Origin of the sequence: Streptomyces sp. NPDC050534, from assembly GCF_044457745.1 — a bacterium.
Taxonomy (GTDB): domain Bacteria; phylum Actinomycetota; class Actinomycetes; order Streptomycetales; family Streptomycetaceae; genus Streptomyces.
Genome location: NZ_JBITHF010000003.1, coordinates 397,847 through 424,070, shown reverse-complemented (window position 1 = coordinate 424,070; position 26,224 = coordinate 397,847). Strand labels below are relative to the sequence as shown.

At 70.3% G+C, this 26,224-nt stretch carries 24 protein-coding genes, 1 other RNA gene and 3 pseudogenes; 13 read left to right on the top strand and 15 right to left on the bottom strand.

Annotation, left to right across the window (positions count from 1 at the left end):
• The first annotated feature begins 115 nt into the window (after positions 1–115).
• Positions 116–769 (top strand): hypothetical protein, encoded by a 654-nt coding sequence (locus ACIBN2_RS12970; protein WP_399134365.1) that lies wholly within the window; start codon positions 116–118, stop codon positions 767–769.
• The gene (locus ACIBN2_RS12965; protein ID WP_399134364.1) at positions 757–1,821 is read left to right on the top strand and encodes a hypothetical protein; all 1,065 of its coding nucleotides are present in this window, start codon (positions 757–759) and stop codon (positions 1,819–1,821) included. The genes ACIBN2_RS12970 and ACIBN2_RS12965 overlap by 13 nt, the downstream gene beginning before the upstream one ends.
• Before the next feature lie 108 nt (positions 1,822–1,929).
• On the opposite strand, the gene ACIBN2_RS12960 is transcribed toward ACIBN2_RS12965, so the two are convergent.
• On the bottom strand, positions 1,930–3,027 hold the full coding sequence (locus ACIBN2_RS12960) for a transposase (RefSeq protein ID WP_399134363.1): 1,098 nt from the start codon (positions 3,025–3,027) through the stop codon (positions 1,930–1,932).
• A 321-nt stretch (positions 3,028–3,348) separates the two neighbouring features.
• Here ACIBN2_RS12960 and ACIBN2_RS12955 point away from each other — a divergent pair.
• A pseudogene (locus ACIBN2_RS12955) lies at positions 3,349–3,870 on the top strand (transposase family protein); the annotation flags it as partial.
• Between the two features lie 106 nt (positions 3,871–3,976).
• Here the strand turns inward: ACIBN2_RS12955 and rnpB are convergent.
• The 5 genes and pseudogenes from rnpB to ACIBN2_RS12930 form a co-directional block, all read right to left on the bottom strand.
• An RNA gene (gene rnpB, locus ACIBN2_RS12950) (RNase P RNA component class A) lies at positions 3,977–4,385 on the bottom strand.
• A 136-nt stretch (positions 4,386–4,521) separates the two neighbouring features.
• A pseudogene (locus ACIBN2_RS12945) lies at positions 4,522–5,241 on the bottom strand (DMT family transporter); the annotation flags it as partial.
• An 85-nt stretch (positions 5,242–5,326) separates the two neighbouring features.
• Positions 5,327–6,151: a helix-turn-helix domain-containing protein gene (locus tag ACIBN2_RS12940; RefSeq protein ID WP_399134362.1), complete on the bottom strand. Its 825-nt coding sequence runs from the start codon at positions 6,149–6,151 to the stop codon at positions 5,327–5,329.
• A gap of 24 nt (positions 6,152–6,175) precedes the next feature.
• Entirely contained in the window at positions 6,176–6,697 is a 522-nt protein-coding gene (locus tag ACIBN2_RS12935; RefSeq protein ID WP_399134361.1) for a TetR/AcrR family transcriptional regulator, read from the bottom strand.
• Positions 6,690–7,106, bottom strand: coding sequence for a DUF4260 family protein (locus ACIBN2_RS12930; protein ID WP_399134360.1), 417 nt, complete (start codon positions 7,104–7,106; stop codon positions 6,690–6,692). The genes ACIBN2_RS12935 and ACIBN2_RS12930 overlap by 8 nt, the downstream gene beginning before the upstream one ends.
• Before the next feature lie 217 nt (positions 7,107–7,323).
• Between ACIBN2_RS12930 and ACIBN2_RS12925 the strand changes: the two genes are divergently transcribed.
• Both ACIBN2_RS12925 and ACIBN2_RS12920 read left to right on the top strand, forming a co-directional pair.
• On the top strand, positions 7,324–8,088 hold the full coding sequence (locus ACIBN2_RS12925) for a MerR family transcriptional regulator (protein WP_399134359.1): 765 nt from the start codon (positions 7,324–7,326) through the stop codon (positions 8,086–8,088).
• A complete protein-coding gene (locus ACIBN2_RS12920; RefSeq protein WP_399134358.1) occupies positions 8,085–8,705 on the top strand; it encodes a hypothetical protein in 621 nt (206 codons plus the stop codon). The genes ACIBN2_RS12925 and ACIBN2_RS12920 overlap by 4 nt, the downstream gene beginning before the upstream one ends.
• On the opposite strand, the pseudogene ACIBN2_RS12915 reads toward ACIBN2_RS12920, so the two are convergent.
• Positions 8,656–10,088: pseudogene (locus tag ACIBN2_RS12915) on the bottom strand (RNB domain-containing ribonuclease). The gene ACIBN2_RS12920 and the pseudogene ACIBN2_RS12915 sit on opposite strands and share 50 nt — an antisense overlap.
• A gap of 65 nt (positions 10,089–10,153) precedes the next feature.
• Here ACIBN2_RS12915 and yaaA point away from each other — a divergent pair.
• Together yaaA and ACIBN2_RS12905 are read left to right on the top strand one after the other, a co-directional pair.
• Entirely contained in the window at positions 10,154–10,936 is a 783-nt protein-coding gene (gene yaaA / locus ACIBN2_RS12910) for a peroxide stress protein YaaA (RefSeq protein ID WP_399134357.1), read from the top strand.
• Between the two features lie 79 nt (positions 10,937–11,015).
• Positions 11,016–11,663 (top strand): bifunctional 4-hydroxy-2-oxoglutarate aldolase/2-dehydro-3-deoxy-phosphogluconate aldolase, encoded by a 648-nt coding sequence (locus ACIBN2_RS12905; protein WP_399134356.1) that lies wholly within the window; start codon positions 11,016–11,018, stop codon positions 11,661–11,663.
• Here ACIBN2_RS12905 and ACIBN2_RS12900 read toward each other — a convergent pair.
• Positions 11,652–12,692: an NAD(P)-dependent alcohol dehydrogenase gene (locus tag ACIBN2_RS12900; RefSeq protein WP_399134355.1), complete on the bottom strand. Its 1,041-nt coding sequence runs from the start codon at positions 12,690–12,692 to the stop codon at positions 11,652–11,654. The genes ACIBN2_RS12905 and ACIBN2_RS12900 overlap by 12 nt on opposite strands.
• Positions 12,693–12,782: 90 nt before the next feature.
• On the opposite strand from ACIBN2_RS12900, the gene ACIBN2_RS12895 reads away from it, so the two are divergent.
• Positions 12,783–13,583, top strand: a complete 801-nt coding sequence (locus tag ACIBN2_RS12895) for a helix-turn-helix domain-containing protein (protein WP_399134354.1) — start codon at positions 12,783–12,785, stop codon at positions 13,581–13,583.
• Here the strand turns inward: ACIBN2_RS12895 and ACIBN2_RS12890 are convergent.
• The 3 genes from ACIBN2_RS12890 to ACIBN2_RS12880 are packed head-to-tail and all read right to left on the bottom strand — an operon-like array spanning position 13,571 to position 16,338.
• A complete protein-coding gene (locus ACIBN2_RS12890) occupies positions 13,571–14,722 on the bottom strand; it encodes a bifunctional RNase H/acid phosphatase (protein WP_399134353.1) in 1,152 nt (383 codons plus the stop codon). The two genes, ACIBN2_RS12895 and ACIBN2_RS12890, sit on opposite strands and share 13 nt — an antisense overlap.
• A 24-nt stretch (positions 14,723–14,746) precedes the next feature.
• Entirely contained in the window at positions 14,747–15,490 is a 744-nt protein-coding gene (locus tag ACIBN2_RS12885; protein WP_399134637.1) for a zinc ribbon domain-containing protein, read from the bottom strand.
• Complete coding sequence (locus ACIBN2_RS12880; protein ID WP_399134352.1) at positions 15,487–16,338, bottom strand: Nif3-like dinuclear metal center hexameric protein; 852 nt, start codon at positions 16,336–16,338, stop codon at positions 15,487–15,489. Before ACIBN2_RS12880 ends, ACIBN2_RS12885 begins: the two co-directional genes overlap by 4 nt.
• A gap of 254 nt (positions 16,339–16,592) precedes the next feature.
• Between ACIBN2_RS12880 and ACIBN2_RS12875 the strand changes: the two genes are divergently transcribed.
• Together ACIBN2_RS12875 and ACIBN2_RS12870 are read left to right on the top strand one after the other, a co-directional pair.
• The gene (locus ACIBN2_RS12875; RefSeq protein ID WP_399134351.1) at positions 16,593–17,837 is read left to right on the top strand and encodes a hypothetical protein; all 1,245 of its coding nucleotides are present in this window, start codon (positions 16,593–16,595) and stop codon (positions 17,835–17,837) included.
• Between the two features lie 98 nt (positions 17,838–17,935).
• The gene (locus ACIBN2_RS12870; protein WP_399134350.1) at positions 17,936–18,103 is read left to right on the top strand and encodes a hypothetical protein; all 168 of its coding nucleotides are present in this window, start codon (positions 17,936–17,938) and stop codon (positions 18,101–18,103) included.
• A gap of 51 nt (positions 18,104–18,154) precedes the next feature.
• Here the strand turns inward: ACIBN2_RS12870 and ACIBN2_RS12865 are convergent, their stop codons facing one another.
• The 3 genes from ACIBN2_RS12865 to ACIBN2_RS12855 are packed head-to-tail and all read right to left on the bottom strand — an operon-like array spanning position 18,155 to position 21,107.
• A complete protein-coding gene (locus tag ACIBN2_RS12865) occupies positions 18,155–19,096 on the bottom strand; it encodes a 3-oxoacyl-ACP reductase (protein WP_399134349.1) in 942 nt (313 codons plus the stop codon).
• A gap of 47 nt (positions 19,097–19,143) precedes the next feature.
• Positions 19,144–20,220 carry a Zn-dependent alcohol dehydrogenase gene (locus tag ACIBN2_RS12860; RefSeq protein ID WP_399134348.1) on the bottom strand — a complete coding sequence of 359 codons (1,077 nt, stop codon included), beginning with the start codon at positions 20,218–20,220 and terminating at the stop codon, positions 19,144–19,146.
• Between the two features lie 29 nt (positions 20,221–20,249).
• A complete protein-coding gene (locus ACIBN2_RS12855) occupies positions 20,250–21,107 on the bottom strand; it encodes a MaoC/PaaZ C-terminal domain-containing protein (RefSeq protein WP_399134347.1) in 858 nt (285 codons plus the stop codon).
• A 333-nt stretch (positions 21,108–21,440) separates the two neighbouring features.
• Here ACIBN2_RS12855 and ACIBN2_RS12850 point away from each other — a divergent pair, with 333 nt between their 5' ends.
• From ACIBN2_RS12850 to ACIBN2_RS12840, 3 genes are read left to right on the top strand one after another with little or no spacing between them, the layout of a single operon-like run.
• Complete coding sequence (locus ACIBN2_RS12850; RefSeq protein WP_399134346.1) at positions 21,441–22,367, top strand: ABC transporter ATP-binding protein; 927 nt, start codon at positions 21,441–21,443, stop codon at positions 22,365–22,367.
• Complete coding sequence (locus tag ACIBN2_RS12845; RefSeq protein ID WP_399134636.1) at positions 22,367–23,083, top strand: ABC transporter permease; 717 nt, start codon at positions 22,367–22,369, stop codon at positions 23,081–23,083. Before ACIBN2_RS12850 ends, ACIBN2_RS12845 begins: the two co-directional genes overlap by 1 nt.
• Before the next feature lie 17 nt (positions 23,084–23,100).
• The gene (locus ACIBN2_RS12840) at positions 23,101–24,396 is read left to right on the top strand and encodes a sensor histidine kinase (RefSeq protein ID WP_399134345.1); all 1,296 of its coding nucleotides are present in this window, start codon (positions 23,101–23,103) and stop codon (positions 24,394–24,396) included.
• Here ACIBN2_RS12840 and ACIBN2_RS12835 read toward each other — a convergent pair.
• A complete protein-coding gene (locus ACIBN2_RS12835) occupies positions 24,374–25,966 on the bottom strand; it encodes an alpha-L-arabinofuranosidase B (protein ID WP_399134344.1) in 1,593 nt (530 codons plus the stop codon). The genes ACIBN2_RS12840 and ACIBN2_RS12835 overlap by 23 nt on opposite strands.
• Positions 25,967–26,224 lie beyond the last annotated feature (258 nt).

The window sequence follows — 26,224 nt, the reverse complement described above, 5'->3', positions numbered from 1 at the left end:
TGATACGCCCTTAATTGCACATGTTCGCAGGGAAGTTCGCTCTGGCGAAACCAGGAACCCCACCGATAGCGTTGATGCTCTTGACGAACTTCAGTCTCACGGGGAGTCCACCACTGTGAAGCGTCGCACATTGCCCGCTGCCACCGCGCTCGCCGCGACCGCAGCCCTCCTGCTGACGGCCTGCGGGGGCGGGGGCGACAACAACAAGGGCAACGACAAGATCGCGGGGGCGAACGCGGGGAGCGAGAAGTCGGCTTCGCCGACTGCTTCCGCTTCCAGTGCAGCAGGCCGTCCGAAGATCACGCTGTCGGCCGACAACGCGATCACGTTCACTCCCGAGCATGCTGCCGATCAGGGACAGGACGAGATCCTCAACGACAACGCGGAGTTCATCCGTGCCCTCAATGCGGCTATCTCCGCACAGAATCCGCGACTTCCCGCTCTGGAGTACTACACGGAGGGCGAAGGGGCCGCGGCGGCCCAGAAGTGGGTCCAGTCGTTCAAGGACGCAGGCTTGACGGTCACCGGGACCGTCCGCTACTTCGACCGGCAGGTCTCCATCGAGTCCAACAAGACGGCCTCGCTGACCTACTGCGGCGATGAGAGCAAGGGGTACACCAAGGTCGTCAAGACCAACCAGGTCAAGAAGACCAAGGCCGACAAGAACAGCTACGTGTCCTACGGCGTGAAGGCCGAAAAGAACGCGAAGGGCGTCTGGGAGACGGTGAAGATCGTTTCCGTTCGAGGGGCCGCAAAGTGCCAGCCATGAGCCGATTCCGCCGTGACGTTGCTGCGGCAGCACTCGCATGCTCGATCTGCATGCTTTCGGCCCCAACGGCCCTGGCATCACAGGATCCAGGAGGCGGTGGTTCGATCGGTGGCGGCGCGGACCCGGCGTCGGGCACCAGCACGTCGGGCGATGCGAGCGACGACGGCACCCTCTCGGCCGGGGTCATCGTCTACGACCGTTCCAAGAACGGCTCCGGCAACTCCGCCGGCCCCGTCACCTCCACCACCTCCTGGACCCCGCCCGCCTGCTGGTACGCCCCGAAGTACTCGCCCGCCGGACTCAAGACGTACCTGGAGCCGATCTGGCAGGCCGAGTCGACGGGCTCCGAGTGGGACCTGCAACAGCGCAACAAGTACGAGGACGGCGGCAAGGACCCCGGCACGTACAAGGACTTCAACAAGGAGAAGACCGGCAAGGGCTACTGGTGGGACTCGTACGTCAACGAGAGCTTCCCGCCCGGCTGGGACAAGTGCACCAAGCCCTTCTTCTGGGTGGACAAGGGCGATCCGCCACCGGCCGACATCGAGAACGCCGTGACCCCGAAGGTCCTCGGTGAACTCGCGTACAACGAGATCCGCGTGCCCGGCACCAAGGTCACCCTCGCCCCGGCCCGCACGACCAAGGTCAACCTGCCGACCTGGGCCTGGCTGGACGGCGCCGCGTTCAAGCCGGTCTCCGTCACCGCCTCCGTCCCGGTCCTCGGCATCTCCGCGACGACCACCGCCGAGCCGGTCTCCCTGAAGATCGAGCCGGGCACCCCGGATGCGCAGGTCTACCCGTCCTCCGGGGTCTGTGAGATCAAGAACGGCAAGATCGGCGAGCCGTACGCCAAGGGCAAGGCACACCAGACCCCACCCTGCGGCGTGAGGTACCTGCGCTCCTCGGGCGACGGCACCTACCCGCTCAAGGCGACCATCACCTGGAAGATCCACTGGACCGGCACCGGCGGCACGGGCGCCAACCTTCCCGACGGCACCTTCGGCGCCACCCAGAACGTCACCGTCCAAGAGATCCAGGCCGTCAACCACTAACGCCAGGTGGACGGCCCTCAGCGTCCCGGGCCGTCCACCCGTTCGCTGAAAGAGGAGTCCTCCAGGAAGTCCGAACGGTCAACACACAGTGATTCCTGATGTGGTCTGTCAAGCGGCGAGGGCACTGGGCGGAGTGAGCTCGTAGCACCGCCCGACGCGTAGGAGTGCCCAGGGGACGTTGACGCGGCGGCGGGCAAGGACGAGGACGGCCTGGGTGTGGCGCTTGCCCTCGGTGCGTTTGCGGTCGCAGAACCGGCGCGACTCCTCACAGTGCCGGATGCTGAACAACGCCGAGATGTAGAAGACGCGTTGGAGGCGGCGGTTGTAGCGCTGCGGGCGCCGCAGGTTGCCGCTGATCTTCCCGGAGTCGCGGAGGATGACGCCCAAGCCGGGCATGCTGGTGATCACCTCGAACGTGTGGTGGTCGCGAAACCGGGCCTCGATGGCCTTGTCGAGTTCGGCGACCTGCTGGTTGAGAGCCAGGACTTCCTTCGCAAGGGTGTGCACCACTTCCGCGGCCAGCTTCTCGCCGGGCAGGCTGGTGTGCTGCCGTTCGGCGGCCTGGACGGCGATCTCGGCGAGCCGGTCGGGGCGGACGACGTGACGGTTGCGCAGCCGGGTCTCCAGCCGCTTGGCGCCGATTCGACGCATGGCCGCCGGGGTCTGGTAGCCGGTCAGCAAAGTGAGCGGGCCGCTGTTGGTCAGGTCCAACGCCCGTTCCAGGCCGGGGAAGACGCTGGTGAGCTGGGCTCGCTCGGGGTTGACCGTGCGGGTGTGGTCGGCGACCAGGTCCATGCGGCGGCCGGTGAGGATCTTGAGGTCGGTGACGGTTTCTTCGGTGGTGCGTAAGGGGTGCAGATCCCGCCGGACGCGGACCTGGTAGGCGATGACGGCGGCGTCCTTGGCGTCGGCCTTGCCCTCACCGCGGTAGCTCTCAGAGGCGCGGTGGATGGCCCGGCCGGAGAGGTAGTGCACCGGCTGGTCGTGGTTGAGGAGGATCGCGATGACCAGGGCGGCTCCGCCGTCGGCCAGGTCGATGCCCCAGGTCACCTCGTCGCCCAGGGCCAGGACATCACCCAACAGTTCCAGCAGTTCGGGCTCGTTGTTGGGCACGCGCCGCGACAGCATCGTCGCCCCCTCGGTGTCGATCACCGAGCAGTGGTGCTCGGCCTTACCGGCGTCCGTTCCGGCCCACAGTGCAGGCACGCGGTCCTCCTCCGTCGTGCGTGTACGTGCACCCAGCAGACGACCTCGCCGACGTATCCATACGAGCGATCCAGTTCGCGCATCCCAATCAGCGGCCGAGTCGTCGCGGAGCGCCGGGCGGCCAATCAGTGGAAGCCACATCATCGGCTCTCGGGTGACAGCCATACCCGGCACTCCTGGGTGTCCCGATCTTACGAATGACCCGGATCAACCCATGAAGAAGGTATAGATCGGGTGAGGGGACGGTGTCCGCAACGCACAGGGCTCCTGTGCCGTTGAGGGAGGTGTCCGAAGTCTCAACTCGTCGGCGCAGGAGCCTCGTTGGTTCCTTATCCTGCCGCACTCGACCTGCCTCACGCCCTGGTCGAGTGGGTCACCATGCTCATCGTCACCGGTGAGGGTGACCGCCGCTGCAAACTCCCGCCGCACCAGCGTGCCCTGGTCGGCCTGGTGTACCTGCGTCGGCACGACACCCTGGCGCAGATCGCGGCTGGCTTCGGTATCTCCGTCGGCACCACCCACGCCTACGCGGCAGCCGTCATCGACTTGCTCGCCGACCGCGCGCTCGGCCTGCTGCACGCCCTGCGCGAAGCCAATCCCGGCTACGTCCTGCTCGACGGTACCCTCGCGGAATGCGGCCGGGTCGGCGACAGCCGGGCCGACTACTCCCACAAGCACCGCCGACACGGAGTGAACGTGCAGGTGGTGACCGATTCAGCCGCTCGGCTGCTGTGGATCTCGCCCGTCCTGCCCGGCCGTGCCCACGACCTCACCGCGGCCCGCACCCACCGGATCATCCGGATCTGCGAACGCCAGGGCGTCCCGATCCTCGCCGACCGCAGTGGGAACGCTGACGCCGTACTCGGGACACAGTCGCTTGACTGGCTCCGAACTGCCCTCTGCAAGTCTGAGAGCTGAGCCGTGAACTCCCGGAAACTGAAGGTAGCGGCAGACGAGTCGGGCTGTACGCCGGGTTCTGTTCCCCGGGCTCCTCGCGGAGCCCGGGGCGACGGCCATCCATCTAGGGCCGGTGTTGCCACCGGCCTCGTGCGGTCTACCCGCGGACATCGGGCGGGCAGCCCTCGAACGTCCGCGCAGAGTGCGTTTTACGGCGCTCCTTTTGACCTTGCTCCGGGTGGGGTTTACCTAGCTGCTCAGGTCGCCCTGGGCACTGGTGGTCTCTTACACCACCGTTTCACCCTTACCCAGCACCGGAGTGCTGGGCGGTTTGTTTTCTGTGGCACTGTCCCGCGGGTCACCCCGGGTGGCCGTTAGCCATCACCCTGCCCTGTGGAGCCCGGACGTTCCTCGGGAAGCCCCCTGTTAAGAGGACTCCACGCGGCCGTCCGCCCGGCTCGTCTGCCGTGTCGACCATGCTACCCGGCGGGTGTCTTTCCCAGAGCCACTACCAGGGTCGGCCCCCGGCCCCGCCGTCGCCAGTATCGAGCCCGCCAGGATCAGCGTGAACGCCGCTCCGATGCCCAGCGTCAGGTCCTCGCCCAGGAACAGGGCGCCCGCCGCCACCGCCACCGCCGGGTTGACGTACGTGAAGACCGTTGCCCGTGTCGGGCCTACCTCCTTGATCAACTCCAGGAAGGCTACGAAGGCCAGCGCCGTGCAGATCGTCCCCAAGCCGATCAACGCCACCAGAACCGATGCCGACGGCATCTCCGTCGGCCAGCTCATCCCCGCCGCCGGCGCGTACACCAGGGCTGCGAGTGCCAGGCAGGGGGCCGTCAGTTGGAGTGTGGGGACGTTCTTCAGCCAGCGGGCCGCTATCAGGGGCGCCGTCGCGTAGCCCAGAACCGTCAGCATGACCTCGCCCAGTGAGCGGGCGTCTCCTCCCGTCAGGTGGGGGACGGTCAGGACTCCCACCCCCGCCAGACCCAGCCCCAGCCCCGTCATCCTCCGCGCGCTCAGATGCTCCACGTTCCCGAAGAAGCGAGACAACACCACGCCCACGATCGGAACGCCTGCGATCAGCAGGCCCGCCGTCGAGCTGGACAGGTTTCGTTCCGCGTCCGTGAGCGTGAACCAGGGGCCGATGATCTCTATGCACGCGAAGCCCAGCATCGGCAGCCAGTGGCTACGGACCATGCGGGGCAGGCCGCCCTGGCGTATTGCGAAGGGGAGCAGGAGGAGGGCGCCCAGGGCGCAGCGTGTGAAGACCACCATGGAGGGGGACAGCGGGGCGTCCACCGCCACCTTGATCATCAGGTAGGGAATGCCCCAGACGACTCCCATCAGGGAGAACAGGAACCAGCCGCGTGCAGTCATACGGCGAGTTTCGGCCCCTCCCCTACCTGCGGTCTTGAACACTGTTGCGGTACGCCGCCGGCGTCACCCCGAGCACCCGGCGGAACCAGCGCGTCAGGTGCGCCTGGTCCGCGAAGCCCACCAGGGCTGCCACCTCGGCCGGCCTCAGGCCCGTGTCCAGCAGGCGGCGGGCCCTCGTCACTCGGTACTGCGCCAGCCAGGCGTACGGCGGTATCCCCATCGTCGTACGGAAGGCTCGGAGGAGTTGGTAGCGGGACAGGTCCAGGTCCGCCGCGAGCGATGCGAGGGACGGGGGGTCCAGTAGTTCCTCTGCCAGGCGGTCTCGTACGGCCAGCGCGATGCGGTCGGCGCCGGGGATCGTGTCTGACGTCGGACGGGACGCCGAGTGGCGGCGGGCCAGGGCCGTGAGCAGCCACGGCAGGCGGGATTCCGTCTCCAGGGGGTCGGGGCAGGTGCGCAGGTCCGTGTGGGTGCGGAGGATCGCCGCGGCCAGTTCCGGGTCGTCTATCAGGGGCTCGCGGAAGTGTGGGAGGCCGTCGGCGAACACTCCGTCGGTGAGGAGGGTGGGGGCGGCGTACAGGGCTCGGTAGGCGTAGCCGTCGGTGGCGTTGCCGGGGCCGCCCGTGTGCATCTCGCCCGGCGCCAGGACCACGATCGAGCCCGGGCCCGTGCGGATGTGGCCGCCTCGGTAGTCGATCACCTCGGAGCCGTCCACGCACACGCCGATCGTGAACTCCTCGTGCGCGTGCGGAGCGTAGACGTGCTTGTCGAAGCGGGCCGTCAGGAGGTCCAGCGCCGGGCCGCACCGGCCCAGCCTCGCCCTCGTCCACAGTGCCTGTTCGGCCATCCGTTCCTGCCCCCTCTCACCTAGCTAAGGGTGGAACGCCTTCAAGCCCTTTTTCCATGCCGCCGCCAGATCCGCGTCCTCCGGAAAGCGTCCGTGGATCTCCAGGATCACCATCCCGTGCGCGAAGGCCCACACGGAACGGGCCGTGTCCACGTCCCCGCCGCACGCCCTCATCAGCGGCATCGCCGCCCGGTCCTCCAGGCCGGCCGGAAGGGCCTCCCTCGGGAGCGGGCGCTCCGTGGCCAGGCAGTACAGGTGAGGGTGGGCCAGTGCGTACGTGCGGTATGCCTCCGCCAAGACCGGCAGTGAGCCCGGCTCCCGCGCCTCCACCTCCTCCAGCGCCGCCGCCGACTCCTCCAGCATCTGCGCGATCAGCTCCACCTCTACGGCGTGCTTGTCGGGGAAGTGCTTGTAGAGGGACGGCGCCTTGATGCCCAAGCGGTCGGCCAGGGCCCGGAGGGTCAGTGCGGTCGGCCCGGACTCCTCCAGGAGGGTCCGGGCGGCGGATGCGATCTCGCGGGCTCGGGGAGTCAGGCGGTCAGGCACGCTGGAAGCCTTCCTTGCTGCGCAGTCCGTAGCCGACGGCGCGATCGTACGAGATGTGGGCCATCCAGCCGCACAGGGCCGCGAAGGCCGGGGCCCAGGAGAACGGTCCCACCGTGTACGCCACCAGCAGCGCCAGCGGGACCAGCGCGCGGTGCATCGCGTTGTAGTACGGCACCGCTCGCGGCGGCAGCTGGCCCTTCGCCATCCGGGGCGCGTCATCGAGCGCCACCAGGAACGTCAGGTCCGGCAGGACGAAGAACGCGAGCGCCAGGGTGCCGGCCAGCCAGCCGTGGTTCACGGCCTCCAGGACCGCGAAGGCCGACCAGAACAGGGCGTTCGCGAGCCACGCGGTGCGGCGGACGATCGTCCAGGTCGAGCGCTGCGGGGCGGTGGTGGTGACCGTGCTCATGGCTGCCTCCGGTCGGCGAGAAGCGAGTGGGTGAGTGGTGAGTGGCAACTCCGGTGGCTAACGGCGTTAGCCTCACATCCACGACCGTACGGCTAACAGCGTTAGCCGTCAAGCCCTCAAGCTCTCAAACCCCTCCAGCTCTCCAGCCGCACCAAGAGGCACCCCTTCGACCCAATCCGCTTGACCCTGCCGCAACGTCAGCCTCTCTACTGGTCCCATGCGGATCGGAGAACTCGCCGCTGCCGTCGGCGTCACCACGCGGACCGTGCGGCACTACCACCACCAGGGCCTGCTGCCCGAGCCCGAGCGGCTCGCGAACGGCTACCGGGACTACACCCTGCGCCACGCCGTCGTGCTCGCCCGGATCCGGCGGCTCACCGAGCTGGGCCTCGGGCTCGCCGAGGTGCGGGACGTCCTCGCCGACGACGCCGGCAAGGACCTCGCCGAGGTGCTCACCGAGCTGGATGAAGACCTGGCGCGGCAGGAGGCGGCCATTCAGGAGCGCCGGGTACGGCTGCGCGCGCTGCTCGAAGCCGCCGACGGCATCCCCGCCGAGGGGCCCGTCTCACCCCAACTCAGCGCTCTCTTCCACGACATGGCGCACGTCGCCACCCACTCCCCCATGGCCGCCAAGGACCGCGAGATGCTCGCCCTCATCGAGACCACCACAGCGCCCGAGGAGCGGGAGCGGCTGAGTGCCATGCTGGGCGCCGCCTTCGAAGCCCCGGAAGCGATCGCACAGGCCACCCGGGTCTACGCCCTCCTCGACGACCTCGCCGACGCCGACCCGTCCGACCCCCGCGTCGACGAAGCCGCTCGCGCCATCGCCGCCTGGATCCCCGCCGACATGCTGCCCGTGGACATGGTCGACCAGCAGGGCAGTTTCCTGCGCGCCTTCTACGCCGACTTCGCCCCGGCCCAGGCGGAGGCCATCCGCCGCGCCCTGCAGATGCTCAAGGGAGAAAAGGGAGAACAGCCGTGAGAACGGCCTGCGTTCTCCCGCGCCACCTCCTCCGCCACGAACTCCGGCTCCTCCACAGCCTCGCCCTCTGGCTGACCCGCCGGACGCATGAGACGCAGGGCAAGCAAGCCTTCGGATACGCCCGCAGGCAGAGCCTCGTGATGTTCGGGTTCGCGTTCGTGTGCGTCGTCGAGACGCTGACGATGTCCGTCCTGCTGCGCAACTACCCGGCCGTGCACCGGGTCGTCCTCGTCCTCGACGTCTACACCGTCCTGTTCGTCGTCGGACTGCACGCCGCCTCCGTCGTACGACCGCACGTGCTCGACCTCGACAACCTGCGCGTCCGGCGCGGCGTCCACGTCGACCTGCACATACCCGTCCGCCACATCACCGCCGTACGGCGCGAGTTGCGCATCACCCCGGACGGCCGGCGGCCCGACGGCGAACTCGACCTCCCCATCGGCTCGCAGACGACCGTCACCCTCGAACTCGCCGAGCCCGTCGCCCACTTCACCTTCCTCGGCCGGCGACGCGACGTCCGTCTCGTCCGTTTCCACGCCGACGACGCCGACAGCCTCGTACGCGCGATCACGCAGGCGCGAAAACCACCTTCGCCGATCCTGGGTCTGCCTGCGTGAGCCGCACCCGCAGCCGTTCTCCCAGCGGCAGATCACCGCCTCCCTCAATCCGGCCGATGACCGCCGGAGACTCCAACTGCACCTTCCCCACGGCGGGTTGACGCTCCTCCACCTCCACCACACAGCCGTCGAACAGCTCCCCCACCCGGTCCTGAAGCAGCGCCGCCTCCACGATGTCCACGCACTCCCGCTCGACCGTGCCCGCGCGCCGGGCGCCGTCCGCCATCTCGTGCGGGAGCCTGTCGAGGGCGGCGAGCACCCAGTCCGGCGGGGCCTCGCCCGCGACGGCAGCGAGGCAGATCTCCGCGGCATAGCGGTCGGCGAGGCGCCGGATCGGTGCCGTGCAGTGAGCGTACGGGGCCGCCACCGCGGCATGCGTGGTGATCTCCGGCAGCTTGCCGTCCCGGAAGACCGTGTAGCGCCTCGCAGCAGCGTCGTGCACTCCTGCAGGAACGCCGCGTGGTGCGGCTGGTGCGGGTCCAGCGAACGGATCAACTGCGAATACGAGACGTGGTGCGGCCACTCGATGTGCAGCGCGTGGGCGGTGCGGCGCAGGCGGCCGACCGCGCCGTCCGGGGCGGCGGGCAGGGTCCGCAGGACACCCGTTCCGGCCGCCACCATCAGGTCCGCTGCCGCCATGCCCGTCAGCAGGGAGAGCTGAGCGTTCCAGCCGTCGGCCGGGAGCGGGGCGCGGAAGGTCAGCTCGTACGCGTGGTTCCGCTGCACGATCTCCTGCTCGGGGACGTTCAGCGAGATGCCGCCCCGCTCCACCTCCAGCCGCTCCCGCGCCTGCCCGATCTCCTTCAGCAGCGCCAGCGGCTCCTCCGCCGTCCCCGCGTCGATCTGCTTCTGTACGGCGGCGTAGTCGAGACGGGCCCGGCTGCGGACCACCGCGCGGCGGACGTCGACCGCGACCGTGCGGCCCTCCGCGTCGAGGTCGATCGTCCATAGCGCGGCAGGGCGGGTCTCGCCCGGCATCAGGCTGGCAGCGCCCTCGCTCAGCACCGCGGGGTGCAGCGGGACCCTCTCGTCCGGGAAGTACAGAGTGGTTGCCCGTCGGTGGGCCTCCGCGTCCACCTCGCCTCCGGGTACTACGAAAGCGGCGACGTCGGCGATGGCGTAGTGGACGCGGTAGCCGGTGCCTTGCCGGGACAGGTGCATCGCCTGGTCGAGGTCGCGGGAGGTCGGCGGGTCGACCGTGAAGAGAGGGATGTCGGTGGCGTCGTAGGACGGAAGAGACGGAGCCTTCGCGGCCCGTTCGGCTTCCGCCTCCACCTGGGGCGGGAAGCGATCGGGGACGCCTAGTTCGGTGCGCAGTGCGGTGAGGGCGGCCCGGAGGGGGGCTTCGGGGGCGCCGGTCACGCGGATGTGGCGGCGGGGCATACAGCGAGGGTATGGGGATCGCGGCCCGTACGCTGTTCGGGAGCTCAAACAGAAGGAGATCTTCCGTGCTGGTCCTGCTGCCGCCCTCCGAAGGCAAGGCGACCTCCGGGCGTGGCGCCCCGCTGAAGCTGGAGTCGCTGTCGCTGCCCGGGCTGACCCAGGCCCGTGAGGCCGTACTCGGCGAGCTGGTCGAGCTGTGTGCCGCCGACGAGGAGAAGGCACGCGAGGTGCTCGGGCTGAGCGAGGGGCTGCGCGGCGAGGTCGCCAAGAACGTCGAGCTGCCGGTGGCCGGGGCGCGGCCAGCCGGGGAGATCTACACTGGTGTCCTCTACGACAACCTCGACCTGGCCTCGCTCGATGCAGCGGCCAAGCGGCGCGCCACCCGCTCCCTCCTCGTCTTCTCCGGGCTGTGGGGCGCGGTCCGCATCAACGACCGCATCCCCTCCTACCGCTGCTCGATGGGCGTCAAGCTGCCCGGGCTCGGCGCGCTGGGCGCGCACTGGCGGACGCCGATGGCGGACGTCCTGCCCGAGGCCGCCGGGGACGGGCTCGTGCTGGACCTGCGCTCCTCCGCCTACGCGGCCGCCTGGAAGCCGAAGGGCGAGCTGGCCGGGCGGACGGCGAGCGTACGGGTGCTGCACGCGCCGACCCGCAAGGTCGTCAGCCACTTCAACAAGGCGACCAAGGGGCGGATCGTACGGAGCTTGCTGACGGCCGGGGCCGCGCCCAGGACGCCGGCTGAGTTGGTGGAGGCGCTGCGCGGGCTCGGTTACGTGGTGGAGGTCGAGCCGCCCAAGGGGAACGGGAAGGCGTGGACACTGGACGTGTTGGTCGACGAGGTGCACTGACCTGCCCTGATGCTGCCCGCGGTTGCATTCTGCGCAATGGTCTTTGCGCAGGGTGCACGCCACGGGGCACGATGAGGTCATGACCTCGCAGCCGGCCTCCCTGCCCGCCTCCGTTCTCGATCTCGCGCCCGTCATCCCCGTCGTCGTGCTCGACGACGTCGCCGATGCCGTACCGCTCGCGCGGGCCCTGGTGGCCGGCGGGCTGCCCGCGATCGAGGTGACGCTGCGTACGCCGGCCGCGCTGGGTGCCATCCGCGCGATCGCCGGTGAGGTGCCGGACGCGCTGGTCGGGGCCGGGACCGTGCTCACGCCGGAGCAGGTGCGGGACTCGGTGAACGCCGGGGCACGCTTCCTGGTCAGCCCCGGCTGGACCGACCTGCTGCTGGACGCCATGCAGGCTTCCGGGGTGTCGTATCTGCCGGGGGTGTCGACCACGTCGGAGGTCGTGACGCTGCTGGAGCGTGGCGTGCAGGAGATGAAGTTCTTCCCGGCGGAGGCCGCGGGCGGGGCGCCGTATCTGAAGTCCCTCGCCGGGCCGCTGCCGCAAGCGCGCTTCTGCCCCACGGGCGGGATCGGTGCCGCGAACGCGCTCGACTATCTTCAGCTGCCCAACGTCGCCTGCGTGGGCGGGACTTGGATGATCCCCGCCGATGCCATCGCAGCCGGGGACTGGGGGCGGGTCGAGACGCTGGCGCGCGAGGCCGCCGGGCTCACGTCAAAGGGCTGACGTCACGCGGATGACGACCTTGCCGAAGGCCGCGCCCGTCGCGTAGTAGCGGTAGGCCGCGTGAACGTCACGCACGTCGTCGTACGCGAACACGCGGTCCACGACCGGGCGCAGGCCGTGCAGGGAGATCGCGCGGTTCATCCGCTCGAAGTGGGCGCGGCTGCCGACGAAGAGCCGTCGCAGGGTCACCAGGCTCGACGCGAGTGCGTCGGTGGTGATCTCCAGCCGATCCTTGTGCGGGCTGTTGGCGGCGATCAGGGCGATGCGGCCGTAGAGGGCGGTCGCGCGGACCGACTGTTCGATGGTGTCGGGGCCGCCCGTCTCGACGACCAGGTCCGCGCCGCGTCCACCGGTCAACTCCCGTACGGATGCTGCCCAGGCGGGGTTCTCCACGTAGTTCAGTACGTGGTCGGCGCCCAGTCCCTTGAGGCGGGCCGCCTTTGCCTCGCTGGACGTCGTGGCGATGACCTGCGCGCCTAGCGTCTTGGCGAACTGCACGGCGAACAACGCCAGCGCGCCGGTGCCGAGGGTCAGGACCGTCTCGCCGGGGAGGACCGCCTCGGCGCCGGTTACGGCGTTCCAGGCGGTGACTCCGGCACAGGGCAGACAGGCCGCCTCCTCCCAGGTCAGATGGTCGGGCACCCGTACGGCGGCGTTCTCGTCGAGGCGGACGTACTCCGCGAGCATGCCGGGCAGGGTCGCGCCGGGCTGGTCAATGAGGGCGGGGGTGATCCGGCCGTCCAGCCAGCGGGGGAAGTAGGTGCTGGTGACGCGGTCGCCCACGCCGAAGCGCGTCACCTCCTCCCCTACCGCGACCACCTCCCCCGCGCCGTCACTCACCGGGATCACATCGGGGGCCGCCTTCAGGGGGTAACTGCCGTCCAGAATCAGCAGATCGCGCTTGTTGAGCGAGACTGCATGGATGCGTACGAGGATGTCGCGGGGGCCGGGAGTGGGTGGGCCGTCGGGGGTGTCCCGGGGGACTATGCCGTCGACCGAGCCGGGGGTTTCCAGGTGGTAGGTGCGCATGCCCGCCATGCTGGTCGGAGCGGGTGGCAGCCTCAATTCCCGCTCGGGTATGACGAGCCGTTGTCGTACCCGTGACGTAGAAATGGACCCATGACCACCCACGCCGTCGAACCCCCACCCTTCGCCCGCGAACTCCTGCGCTGGCGCACCACCCGGCGGGTCAGTCAGCTGGAGCTCGCCTCGCGGGCCGGGACCACGCAGAGATACGTCAGCTTCATCGAGCGGGGGCGTTCCGTGCCGGGGCGGGCCGTCGTGATCCGGCTCGCCGAGTCGCTGGGGCTGACCCTCCGCGAGCGCAACGCGCTGCTGCTGGCGGCCGGCTACGCACCCGCGTTCGCCGAGTCGTCCCTCGACGCGGCCGAACTCAAGCCCGTACGGGCGGCGTTGGACGGGATTCTCGAAGGACATCTGCCGTATCCGGCCGTGGTCGCCGGGCCGCGCGGCGAACTCGTCGCCGCCAACGCGGCGTTCGACGTCCTCGCCGAAGGGGCGGCACCCCATCTCCTGAAGCCGCCGATCAATGTCCTGCGACTGGCCCTGCATCCGGACGGCATGGCGTCACGCGTCGTGAACCTGGACGCCTGGGGGCGGCACATCCTCGAGAACCTGCGAGCACGGGCGCTCCGCAGTCCGGACCCCGCGCTGGACGAGCTGGCGGACGAACTCGCCGCCTACATCCCGCCGCTCACCGACCCCGGCGACGACTACCTCGGCTTCGCCGTCCCCCTCCGACTCCGTTGCCCGGAGGGCGAGTTGCGGCTGCTGACCACGCTCACGTCCTTCGCCACCGCCGTCGACGTCACGCTCGCCGAGCTGCACCTCGAAGCATTCCTGCCGGCCGACGCACAAACCGCGGAGATCCTCCGTAGACGCGCCGCTCAGCGCAGGTGAGACGTGTCGTTGAAGAGCCGCACGCTCGCATTGCCGTCCGCGTAGTACGCGACCGCCGACAGGGCAGCCGCCGACAGCTCCATGCGGAACAGGGCCTCGGGCGGTGCGCCGAGGGCGAGTTGCACGAACGTCTTGATCGGGGTGACATGCGAGACGAGCAGGACCGTACGGCCCGCGTACGCCGCCACCAGCTTCTCCCGGGTGGCCTCGATACGCGTCCCGGTCGCGGCGAAGCTCTCGCCGCCGCCGGTCGGCTCCGCCGTCGGGTCGGCCAGCCACCTGTTCAGGTCGTCCGGGTAGCGCTCACGCACCTCGCCGAACGTCAGGCCCTCCCAGGCACCGAAGTCCGTCTCGCGCAGACCTTCCTCGATGCTCACCTCGAGGCCGAGGTGGCGGGCCACGATGCCCGCGGTCTCGCGGGTACGGGCCAGCGGCGAGGCGACGATCGCCTGGATCGTCCCGCGCCGGGCCAAGGCGGCTCCCGCGCGCTCGGCCTGGTCCCGTCCGACCTCGGACAGCGACGGGTTCGTCCCGCCGCTCCCGGAGAACCGCTTCTGCGGAGTCAGCGGCGTCTCACCGTGCCGTAGCAGCACGAAGGTCGCGGGCGCGCCCAGATCGGCCGGGGCCCAACCCGGACTCGCCACGGCCGTAGCGGCCCGCACATCGGACTCCGCCTTCGCGGCCGCACTCTCCAGCTCGGCCGTCGACTCCGCCGCCGACCACTGCTCGCCCCGCTTGCCCGCGTCCATGGCCTCGTTCGCGAGCCGGTCCGCGTGCTTGTTCTTCTCGCGCGGGATCCACTCGTACGTCACCCGCTCCGGCGGGAAGATCCGTGACGCCTCCATGGCCAGCGGCTTCATGTCCGGGTGCTTGATCTTCCAGCGGCCCGACATCTGCTCGACGACGAGCTTGGAGTCCATGCGGACGTGGACGACAGCCGACGGGTCGAGCTCGTGTGCCGCGCGCAAGCCGGCGAGCAGCCCTCGGTACTCGGCGACGTTGTTCGTGGCCACGCCGATGTACTCGGCCGCCTCGACCAGCGTCTCCCCCGTCGTCGCGTCGAGCACGACGGAGCCGTAGCCCGCGGGCCCCGGGTTTCCCCGTGACCCGCCGTCCGCCTCGACGATGAACTCCCGCACGGCACAAGCCCCTTACCGCAATGTCTAGAGACCGGACTCCGCCGTACGCACCAGAATGCGGCGGCAGTTCTCGCAGCGCACCACCGTGTCGGGGGCGGCCGCGCGGATCTCGTTGATGTCGGTGATGGCCAGCTCCTGGCGGCAGCCCTGGCAGGTGCGCTGGTACAGCTTGGCCGCGCCGATGCCGCCCTGCTGTGCGCGCAGCTTGTCGTAGAGCTTGAGCAGGTCGGCGGGGATCGTGCCGGCGATGACCTCGCGCTCCTTGGTCACCGTGGCCACCTCGCCGTCGATCTCCTCGAGGGCGGCGTCGCGGCGCGCGGTCGCGTCGTCGACCTTGGACTGGATGGAGGAGACCCGCTCGGTGAGCTCGGCGACCCGCTCCTGGACGGACTCGATGCGCTCCATGACTTCGAGGACGACGTCCTCGAGGTCGCTCTGCCGCTTGGCGAGGGAGGCGATCTCGCGCTGGAGGTTCTCCAGGTCCTTGGGCGAGGTCACGGCGCCGGAGTCCAGGCGCTGCTGGTCGCGGACGGCGCGCTGACGCACCTGGTCCACGTCCTGCTCGGCCTTGGTCTGCTCGCGGGCGGTGTCGCTCTGCTCGGTCTGTGCGGCCACGAGCAGGTCGCGCAGCTGGGTGTGGTCCTTGTGCAGCGACTCGATCTCGGCGTGCTCGGGCAGCGACTTCCGCTTGTGGGCGAGCTGCTGGAGCCGGACGTCGAGTGACTGGACGTCGAGGAGTCGGATCTGGTCGGCGGGCGCGGCGTTCAGTTGGGGGCTCCTGCGGTCGAATCAGAGGAGGCCGCGTGGGCCGTCCAGGGGTCGGTGACCGTCTTGGACACGTGGACGCGGAGGTCCCATCCATGGCGGTCGGAAATCTCGTCGAGCTGGGTTGCGGCCAGCTCGCACCAGGGCCACTCGGTGGCCCAGTGCGCCGCGTCGAGCAGCGCGAGGGTGCTTTGGGCCACGGCCTCGGAGGCCGGGTGGTGGCGCAGGTCGGCGGTGAGGAAGGCGTCTACGCCGGCGGCGCGTACGTCGTCGAAGAGGCTGTCGCCGGAGCCGCCGCTGACGGCGACCGTGCGGATCACGGCCTCGGGGTCGCCGGCCACGCGGATGCCCTGCGCGGTGGCGGGCAGGCGGGCGGCGGCGCGCGCGGCGAACTCGCGCAGCGGGAGAGGGTGGTCCAGTTCGCAGATCCGGCCCAGTCCGCGGCGGCCTGCCCCGTCGGTCGGGTCCGGTACGAGGGGCCGTACGACACGGAGGTCCAGCGCGCCCGCGAGGGCGTCCGATACACCCGGGTCGGCGGTGTCCGCGTTGGTGTGGGCGACGTGCAGCGCGATGTCGTTCTTGATCAGGGTGTGCACGACGCGGCCCTTGAAGTGGCTCGCCGCGACCGTCGTCGTACCGCGCAGGTAGAGCGGGTGGTGGGTGACGAGCAGGTCGGCACCGAGCTTGATGGCCTCGTCGACGATCTCCTGGACCGGGTCGACGGCGAACAGGACCCGGGTGACCTCCTGGTCAGGGTCGCCCACGACCGTGCCGACCGCGTCCCAGGACTCGGCCCGCGCGGCGGGCCACAGGTTCTCCAGCGCGGCGATGACTTCAGACAGACGGGGCACGGACAAAAGGCTACCTGCCTGATCTGCGCCGCTGAACCTAAGCCCGGTTCCGGTCGTAGCGGCGGCCCTTTCGTCCGTACCAGAGGTGCTGCGGCAGCGGGACCGCGCGGCCCACCTTCGGCCCCGCTCAGCACACCCGCCCCCATTCCCTCAGGAGAATCGTTTCCGGGCCACCCTTATGTGTGAAGCAGAAGCTCCGGCGTCCCACGCGTGTGCGTGCGAAAACTAGTTTCGTCGCCGGAGGTGACCAGACCATGACGGCCTGTGCGATCGAACCCGAGGCAGCCCCGGAGGACGGCGCCCCGTTTTCGGGTTGCACCATCACCGCGGACGGCGCCTACGCCGCCCGTCTCGCCCTGAACGGCGGCTCCCTCTTCCCGGAGCGCTGGACGCTGGACGGCCCGGAGCCGTACGCCGTGCCGCTGCCCGCGAACCAGCCCGAGGAGGCCGACGCCGAGGTGCAGCCGATGGGCGACGGGCGGGTGCTGATCCGCCGGCCGACCGCCGGTCGGCACGTGTTCTCCCTGCTCTACCCGACCGGCCCCGGCACCGGCGAGGTCTTGATCGGCGCGGTCGAGTGCCCGGACGAGGACACCCGGCTACGGCTGCTGCCGCCCGCGCCGGGCGGCGAGCGGGCCTACGCCCTCGCCGTGGGCCGGCACTCCAGCGCGGTGTGGCAGGTGGCGGGCGGCGAGTTCGGGCCCGAGCACGTGGCGCAGATCGCGGGGCGCTGCTCCGGCGGGGTGTGGCTGGACCATACGGGGCGGATGCTGGCCCTGGACCGGGAGATCGGCGGCCGGACCAAGACGGTCGTGGTCGATCTGCAGCGGGACGGGGAGACGTCGCCGCTGCTGCAGATCGCCGACGACAGCGACGACCGGCTGCTGCTCGCCGACCCGGACAGCGGGCTGCTGCTGATCAGCTCCGACGCGCCTTCGCCGGGCGAGGAGCGCCTCGGCTGGGGCGTGCTGGGCAGCACGCTTCCGGTGCGTTTCCCGGAGTTCCTGCGGCTGCCGGAGTGTGCGGTGACACCCTTCGCCATCCAGCCGGGGCAGGTACTGACCCCGGAGAACTGCTCGGTGGCACTGCGCATCGACGGGCCCGTCGGCAGCTGGGTCGGGACGTGGCGGCCGGACCGGCGGCACATCCACCATCTCGCGGCGCCCGCCGGGTGGTTGACCGGCACCGGGTCCTGGACCAGGGACGGGGTGCTGCACCTGCCCTACGCCACGGCCGAAGTGCCGTGCGGCGTGGCGCAGTTGGCAGCGCCCACGCGGGAGACGGTGGCCACGGGGGCCATCGGGGCCACGGGGGAATCAGGGGGATCGGGGGATGCGGGCCCGGAGGATCCGGTGCGGGGTGACGCGGCCGGCCAGGCGGCACCGGGGAGTTCGTCCCCCGCGCCGGGCGAGCCGTCAGAACCGGATCCTCCGGAGCCTGCCGCGCCGCGTCCTGTGCCGTTGCAGGAAGCGCCCCTGGGACGTCTTGTAACGAACTAGTGCCGATGGGCGTGCCCGTGTGGATTCGAACAACGGGGAGATGGTTATGCTCGCCGGGCTGTAAGAAAGATCAGTTTTTGACGGGGTGAATACGTCCGATGAGCGACACCAACACGATGGAGCAGCTGTCCGCCGACTCCCAGGAGGACACCGGCCACGGCCGGCACCGGGGTCCGGTCTCGGCCCAGGAGAGCGAGTCCTCTCCGCACGGCCGGCACCGCAAGCCGGCCGGGGAGAACGCCGAGGCGGCTGTCAGACGGTACTAGGTAGTAGTAGCGAGAGGGGGGTGCCCGACGGGCACCCCCCTCTTCACGTCCTCAGCCGCCCCGTTTGAGCCCCAGCACCTCCGCCGCCGCGAACGTCTCCCCCTCCGGCCGCTCCGCGTAGTGCGCGGTGAGCAGCGCGTCGAGTTCGTCGTACGTGAACGTCTCCTGCTTGCTGTCGAACTGCGCCTGTACGCACGGCCGTTCGACGATCGCGACCATGCCGCCGTGGACGACGAGCAGTTGGCCGTTGACCCGGGAGGCGGCAGGCGAGGCCAGGTAGCCGACGAGCGGGGCGACGTGTTCGGGGGCGAGCGGGTCGAGGGTGTCGGCGGGCCGCTCGAACCCGGCGAAGACGTCCTCGGTCATCCGGGTGCGGGCGCGCGGGCAGATCGCGTTGGTCGTGACGCCGTACTTGGCCAGCGCGAGGGCCGTGGAGGTGGTCAGGCCGACGATTCCGCCTTTGGCGGCGGCGTAGTTGGGCTGGCCCGCCGAGCCTGCCAGGAACGCCTCGGACGACGTGTTCACGATCCGGCCGTAGACCGGCGCGCCCGCCGCCTTGGACCGCTCGCGCCAGTGTGCGGCCGCGAAGTGGGTCGTGTTGAAGTGGCCCTTGAGGTGGACCCGGATCACCGAGTCCCACTCGTCCTCGGTCATGGAGAAGACCATGCGGTCGCGCAGGATGCCCGCGTTGTTGACGAGGATGTCCAGCTTGCCGAACTCGGAGACCGCCAAGTCGACCAGTTCTGCGGCGTGTTGGAAGTCGGCCACGTCGCCGGTGTGCGCCAGCGCCTTACCGCCAGCGGACCGGATCTCGGCGGCGACCTCCGCTGCGGGAGTCGCGGAGGCCGCCCCCGAGCCGTCGCGGCCCGGTTGGCCGTAGTCGTTGACGACGACGGCCGCGCCGAGCCGGGCGAGTTCGAGCGCCTCGGCACGGCCGAGTCCTCGGCCGGCACCGGTGACGATCGCGGACAGTCCCTCGAGTGGCAGTGACACGGACACTCCCGTCAGATCTCGATACAGGTGGACACGGAGCGCGCCGCTCAGATCTCGATGCAGGTGCGCAGGGCCGTTCCCGAACGCATCTGGTCCAGCGCCTCGTTGATGTCGGCCAGCGGCACCCGATGGGTGATCAGGCCCTCCAGGTCGATGCGGCCCGCCCGCCACAGGGCGATGGTGCGTTCGTAGGAGCGCAGGACGTCGCCGCCGCCGTACATCGACGGCAGGATGCGCTTCTCGTCGAAGAACAGCTCGAACATGTTGAGCTGGAGGAAGTCGTCCATGGCGCCCGCGCCGACGACGACGAGGGTGCCGCCGCGCCGGGTGTTCTCGTACGCCGTGCGGGCGGTGGCGGACTTGCCGACGACCTCGAAGACGTAGTCGAAGCCCTCGCCGGCGGTGACCTGCTGCTTGGCGTCGGCCAGCCCGTCGGGGGAAACCGCCTTCGTGGCACCGAACTTGAGGGCGGACTCGCGGCGCGAGGCGACCGGATCGACGGCGACGATCTCGGCGGCGCCCTTGAGCCGCGCGCCCTGGATCGCCGAGATGCCGACGCCGCCGCAGCCGATCACGGCGACCGACGAACCGGCCTCCACGTCCGCGGTGTTGAGGGCCGCGCCGAGCCCCGTCGTCACGCCGCAGCCGATGAGCGCGGCGATGTCGAAGGGCACGTCGTCGGGGATCGGCACCGCGCAGCCCGCGTCGACGACGACCTCCTCGGTGAAGGTGCCGGTGCCCGCGAAGCCGAAGAGGTCGCCGCCGGGGCGCCTGAAGTTGGGGGTGCCGGCGTTCATGAATCCGGCCAGGCACAACTCGGTCTGGCCGCGCTTGCAGGCGGGACAGGCGCCACAGGCCGGCAGCCAGCACACGACCACCCGGTCGCCGGCCTTCACGTTCCGTACGCCTTCGCCGACTTCGAGGATCTCGCCCGCGCCCTCGTGTCCGGGGATGAACGGTGCGGGCTGCGGCAGCACCCCGCTCATCGCGGACAGGTCCGAGTGGCACAGCCCGGTGGCCCGCACCCGGATCCTGACCTTGCCGGGCCCGAAGCCCGTCGCCTCGACGTCGTCGAGGACCTCCAGCTTGTCCTGGCCGATCTCGTGCAGTACGGCTGCGCGCATGGTGCGGCTCCCCTCAACTGCCTTCTACATCAGTGGTGTTCGACGATCGTGTCGGCGAGGACGGGCGCGTCGTCCCGCTCGGCCGCGCTGACGGCCACCCGCACCCGCCCCTCCTCCGGCCACATGCGGATGCGCAGGGTCTCGCCCGGGAAGACGACGCCCGCGAACCGGGTGGCGTAGGACCGCACCCGGGTCACGTCCCCGCCGAGCAGCGTGTCGACGACCGTCTTGAGCGTCATGCCGTACGTGCACAGGCCGTGCAGGATGGGCCGTTCGAACCCGGCGAGCTTGGCGAAGTCGGGGTCGGCGTGCAGCGGGTTGTAGTCACCGGAGAGGCGGTAGAGCAGCGCCTGGTCCTCGCGGATCGCCCGCTCGACGGTCCGGCCGGGGTCGCCTGCGGGCGGGTCCAGGCGGGTGGAGGGGCCGCGGTCGCCGCCCCAGCCGCCCTCTCCCCGTACGAAGATCTGGGCGTCGTTGGTCCACAGCGGGCCGTCGGCGTCGGCGACCTCGGTGCGCATGACCAGGACGGCCGCCTTGCCCTTGTCGTAGACGGCGGCGATGCGGCCGGTGGCGGTGGCCGTGCCCGCGACCGGGATCGGGCGGTGCAGGATCAGCGACTGGCCGCCGTGCAGCACCTTCGCGAGGTCGACCTCGACGCCCGGCATGGACAGTCCGCTGATCACGCCCGGCGAGCCGGCGCCCGCGACGGTGGCGAAACTCGGCAGCACGTGCAGCCGGGACTCCAGGGTGTAGCGCAGCTCGTCGGGGTCGGTGGCGGGGATGCCCGCGCCGATGCCGAGGTGGTAGAGCTGGACGTCCTTGCGGTCCCAGCTGATCTCGCCGGTATGGGGCGGGGCGGCGAGGGCCTTCGCTGCGTCGATGGGCATACGGCTCCTGTTGCTCGGGCGGCTTGCGTCGTGCTCGGGCGGCTTGCGTCTGGCTCCGGCGGCGGACGTCGGGCGGCTGTGTACATGCTGCGGCAAGACCCCGGCGCGGCCGTCCGCACCGTCGGCCGCACCGAGGTCGCTACGGGCCGATCTAGAACGCGTTCCAGTCCGGCGCCCCAGGTATAACCCAGCACCCGGCACTTGTGAAGCCTCCTGACGGTATGTCAGATACAGCTCCGGGGCGGCAGACTCTCCGGCAGTGACATTTGTCCTGCCCGAGTCCGTACAACCGCATCTGCCGGGCCTCCGCCCCGTTTCCGTAGCGTCGTGGTCATGATGAAAACGACGGGGACGACCATTGGGGCACCACCCGCCGTGTCCTTCACGGGGGCGGTCAAGAACTTCGGCACCGTGCGTGCCGTGCGGGGCGTGGACCTGCGGATCGAGGCGGGCGAGACGGTCGCGCTGCTCGGCCGCAACGGCGCCGGCAAGTCCACGACGATCTCGCTGCTGCTCGGCCTGAACGAGCCCGACGAGGGCACGGTCCGGCTGTTCGGCGCACCCCCCGAGCAGGCGGTGCGCGCCGGCAGGGTCGGCGCCATGCTGCAGGAGGGGCGCGCGGTGCCCCGGGTCACCGTGCAGGAGCTGGTCTCCTTCGTGGCCCGCCGCTACCCCGAGCCGATGCCCGTCGCGCGGGCCCTGCAATTGGCCGGGATCACCGAGCTGGCCGGGCGGCGCGTCGACCGGCTCTCGGGCGGCCAGACACAGCGCGTGCGCTTCGCCGTCGCGCTCGCCGGGAACCCCTCGGTGATCGTCCTGGACGAGCCCACCGCCGCCCTCGACGTGGAGGCGCGGCACGCCTTCTGGACGTCGATGCGCTCCTACGCCCGCCTCGGCCACACCGTGCTGTTCTCCACCCACCACCTGGAGGAGGCCGACGCCCACGCAGACCGCATCCTCGTCATCGACCAGGGCAGGATCGTCGCCGACGGCACCGGTGACCAGCTCAAACGGGCCGTCGGCGGCAGCCTGGTCGCCTTCGACCTGGCGGGCCGCTCCACGGCGGGCCTGGAGCTGCTGCCCGGCGTACGGTCGGTGGAGGTGCGCGGCGACCGGGCGCGGCTGCGCAGCGACGACCCGGACGCGACGGTGATCGCCCTGGCCGAACTGAACGCGATACGCGGCCTGGAGGTCGTCCCGGCGTCGCTCGACGACGCGTTCCTGGCCCTGACGGCGCCACCGGTGAAGGAGGCTGCGTGATGTTCGACTACCTGCGTCTTGAGGTACGCCGGACGCTGCGCGACGTCGGCTTCGTCGTCGGCGGGATCGCGATGCCGGTGCTGATGTACCTGCTGTTCACCAACCTCGGTGCGAGCGACGGCAGTTGGAAGACCGGCGCGATGGTCGGCATGGCCGGCTACGGCGCCGTCGGCTCCGCCCTGAACACCGGCGGCGGGGTGGCCGAGGACCGGGCCATCGGCTGGCTGCGGCAGCTGCGGGTGACCCCGATGACCTCACGCCAGGTCGTGATCGGCCGCACGCTGACCGGCTCGGTGACCGTGCTGCCGGCCATCCTCGCGGTGCTCGCCGCGGGCGGCCTGATCAACGGCGTACGGCTGGATGCCTGGCAGTGGGCGGCCATCGCGGCGCTGCTGTGGCTGGGCTCGGTGCCCTTCACCCTGCTGGGCCTGGGCAACGGCTACCGGCTGACCGGACAGACCACCGGCGTCACGAACATGGCCTGCAACCTGGGCCTGTCGGTGCTCGGCGGCCTGTGGTTCCCGATCACCCTGTTCCCCGGCTGGCTGCGCGCCCTGTCCGCGTACACACCCACGAACCGCTTCGCCGAGCTCGGCACCTCGGTCGCCGAAGGCCACGCGCCCGCACTCGGGGCGATCGCGGTGCTGACCCTCTGGTTGCTGGCCTTCGGTTCGTACGCTGTGCTGGCGTACCGACGGTCCGGCCGGACCGTCTGAACGGGGGGAGTGAGGACGTGTCCTTGATGCGAGGACTCACCTGCCAGATGCGCCAGTGGCGCAAGGCGCGGGCGCAGTGGCGCGCGGACATGCAGCGCTTCAAGGCCGCGCAGAAGGAGGCCCGCAGGACCGGCGGGAAGATGCCCGAGAACCCCGGTCCCCCGCCCAGCGGCTTCGCGCTGCTGCCGTGGCTGCTGATGGGGATGGGCGCCTTCTCCAACCTCTGGCAGGGCAAGACCGCCAACCCCTGGATCGGCGCGATCGGCCTCCTCGCCTTCAACTCCCTCTACATCTACGTCACCTTCCGCGCCTTCGCGAAGGTGACCCGGGAGGCGACCGGGACCAAGGTGGCCCTGGTCCTGATGACCGTGATCACCGTCGGTCTGGCGCTGGGCTACGGCGGCAGCTGGCTGTACTTCTTCCCGCTGCTGGGCCTCGCCACCGGCGCGGTCCTGCGCGGCCCCTGGCTCGGCCAGATCGGTCTCGGCCTGACCGCGCTCGCGGCGGCGGTCTCCGTGTACCGGGCCGGCTGGGACGCCGTGAACGTCGCCTACGGCACCTTCCTGTCCACCATGGTGACCGCGGCCATCCTCTCCCTGTCCGAAGCCGTACGGGAGTTGCGCGAGGCCCGCGAGGAGCTGGCCCGCCAGGCCGTCGAGAAGGAACGCCTGCGCTTCTCCCGCGACCTGCACGACCTGCTCGGGCACACCATGTCCGTCATCGTCGTCAAGTCGGAGGCGGCCCGGCGGCTCGCTCCGCGGAACATGGACGCCGCGATCGCGCAGATCACCGACATCGAGTCCGTCGGCCGCCAGGCCCTGACCGAGATCCGCGAGGCGGTCACCGGCTACCGCGAGGGCAGCCTCGCCACCGAACTGGACCGCGCCCGCTCGGCGTTGACCGCCGCTTCGGTCGAGCCGGTGGTGGTCCGCTCGGGCACACCGCTGGCCCCGCAGACCGAGGTGCTGCTGGGCTGGGTGGTCCGCGAGGCCGTCACCAATGTCGTACGGCATGCCGGTGCGACGCGCTGCGAGATCACCGTGAACAGCACCGCAGAGCAGGTCCGGCTCACGGTCACCGACAACGGCCCCGGCCCCGGCCCCGGCACCGGCACCGGGGACTCCACACCGTCCGCCACGGGCATCGGCGGCACCGGCCTGAAGGGCCTGACCGAGCGCCTCGCGGCGGCGGGCGGCTCATTGCAGGCCGGACCGTCACCGCGAGGTGGCGGCTTCACTGTTACCGCCGAACTCCCGCTGGAGATCGGCGACTTGGCGGACGTCGTACTGGCTACGGCGCCCAGGGCTGGCTGACCACCCAGCTCACGTCGTCCGTCCAGGAGGTCGCGCTGTCGAAGGCGTTGGAACCGCCGTCGCTCGCGACGTAGACGTTGAAGTTGTAGTGGCGCAGGAACCTCGTCGGGTAGTTGTACGACGCGAACGAGGTCCCCGTGCCGCTCTTGCCGGTCGTCGGGCAGAACGTCGCGTCGGATCTGAACACGGCGGATCCGTCCATGGGCTGGCGGTAGAGCTGGAAGTTGTAGTGGCGCAGGAAGTCACCGGGATAATTGCGCGACTCGAAGGAGACGCAGGAGCTGCTCGCAAGTCCCCGGCGGACGATCCAGGTGGCGTCGCCCTTGTCCAGCGCCGAACTGCTCGACGTGATCGCCGAGACGACCGCGCTGTCGTTCTGGTGGCGGATGTAGTCGCCGGTGCAGCAGGCGGTGGTGGCCCGCAGCGAGATCTCCGAACCGGCGGTGAGGGAACCGGTGGAGCCCGTCGAGCCGCCGTAGCCGACGGAGACGATGTTGGACTGCACGGAGTTGTCGGCGGCGTCGGTGGGGATGCCCGAGGTCATGACGCCCTCGAAGAACGACCCGATGGAGCCGTTGCTGTTGTCGCCGCCGGTACCGAGGACGATCGCGCCCTCCTGGTGCATGGGCGAGTAGCCACTGGTGGTCGGTTCACCACCGGAATAGGTCGTGGTGAGCCCGCCCGATTGGGCGTTGCCGTATTTCAGCGCGAAATGGTCCTGACCGTTGTTTTTCAGCAAAGCGGTCACGAACGGCATGGCTCCGGTGCCGGTGTTCGAGGTGTTCTTGCTGTAGCCGGCGTCCGACTGGAACAGGCCGTTCTCCAGGTCGGCCTGCACCCAGGGGCCGCCGCCGTAGCAGGGCGAGAACCAGCACTCCGTACCGAAGTTGATCGCGTCCATGTGGCCGTTGCCGGTGTCCTTGTTGTTCGTCTCGGCGTTGCCGTAGTCGAAGCAGCAGCGGCCGTTGACGTGGGTGCCGGAGGTGACCATGTACATCCCCTCGGCCTGGCCGTTGACGGCGACGCCGGAGGTGGAGTTGTCCCGGTAGCCCATGCCGGCCGAGATCTCCAGGCCGTAGACCTGGTGCCCGCCGACGGTCACCGGCAGGGCGTCCGCGGGCGCGCCGACGTCGGCCGCACCGGCGCCGCCGGCCCCCTCGACGGTGAGGTCGTTGTGGCGTGAGGACTGGTCGTAGATCTTGGTGATGATGCAGGTCGTGCCGCTGCAGAAGGAGTCCTGGGTGGCCGCGTTGGCGTAGCCGCCGGCGGCCAGCAGCCCGATGTCCTTGGTGGCGCTGTCGGAGGCCCGCTGCACCTGGTAGAGCGAACCGTTGTAGGAGGAGAAGAGCGCCCGGGCGAGGCTGTGCGCGGCGACGCAGGGGGTGCCCGCGGCGGCGTAGATGTCGCAGGGCAGCGAGCCCGCGGCCTCGGCGGACTGGGGGACGCCGACGGTGAGCGCGAGCACCGTGAAGAGTGCGGAGAGCGCGGCCAGGGTCGCGGTTCTGAACCTGGAGAACGTCGCGGTTCTGAGTCTCGAGAACACGGAGAACACGGAGAACTCGGAGAGCACAGTGGACCTCCTTCACTGTCCGACATACCGAACATTGTTCGGCCGAAATACCGAACCTATTTCCTCGATCGAAATGCCGAACAATTGCGGGTGGGGGCAGAGGCAGCGGAAGCACAGGAATTACAAAGGCGAACTCTCAATGCAGAGGCGATTGTTGGGGTGATTCCGGGGACCGTCAAGACTCGCGGAACGGAACAGTGACAATTCTTTAGGCACGTGGTGGGACCGGACTTCGCCCGCACCCCGGCCCCGACCTGG

Bases quoted from the DNA above. Each gene is read 5' to 3' on its own strand.
- ACIBN2_RS12875 (WP_399134351.1), top strand. From the start codon at position 16,593: ATGACGGCCTGTGCGATCGAACCCGAGGCAGCCCCGGAGGACGGCGCC.
- ACIBN2_RS12905 (WP_399134356.1), top strand. From the start codon at position 11,016: ATGACCTCGCAGCCGGCCTCCCTGCCCGCCTCCGTTCTCGATCTCGCG.
- ACIBN2_RS12870 (WP_399134350.1), top strand. From the start codon at position 17,936: ATGAGCGACACCAACACGATGGAGCAGCTGTCCGCCGACTCCCAGGAG.
- ACIBN2_RS12940 (WP_399134362.1), bottom strand. From the start codon at position 6,151: ATGGCCGAACAGGCACTGTGGACGAGGGCGAGGCTGGGCCGGTGCGGC.
- ACIBN2_RS12930 (WP_399134360.1), bottom strand. From the start codon at position 7,106: ATGAGCACGGTCACCACCACCGCCCCGCAGCGCTCGACCTGGACGATC.
- ACIBN2_RS12855 (WP_399134347.1), bottom strand. From the start codon at position 21,107: ATGCCCATCGACGCAGCGAAGGCCCTCGCCGCCCCGCCCCATACCGGC.
- ACIBN2_RS12850 (WP_399134346.1), top strand. From the start codon at position 21,441: ATGATGAAAACGACGGGGACGACCATTGGGGCACCACCCGCCGTGTCC.
- ACIBN2_RS12925 (WP_399134359.1), top strand. From the start codon at position 7,324: ATGCGGATCGGAGAACTCGCCGCTGCCGTCGGCGTCACCACGCGGACC.
- ACIBN2_RS12900 (WP_399134355.1), bottom strand. From the start codon at position 12,692: ATGCGCACCTACCACCTGGAAACCCCCGGCTCGGTCGACGGCATAGTC.
- ACIBN2_RS12845 (WP_399134636.1), top strand. From the start codon at position 22,367: ATGTTCGACTACCTGCGTCTTGAGGTACGCCGGACGCTGCGCGACGTC.
- ACIBN2_RS12895 (WP_399134354.1), top strand. From the start codon at position 12,783: ATGACCACCCACGCCGTCGAACCCCCACCCTTCGCCCGCGAACTCCTG.
- ACIBN2_RS12860 (WP_399134348.1), bottom strand. From the start codon at position 20,220: ATGCGCGCAGCCGTACTGCACGAGATCGGCCAGGACAAGCTGGAGGTC.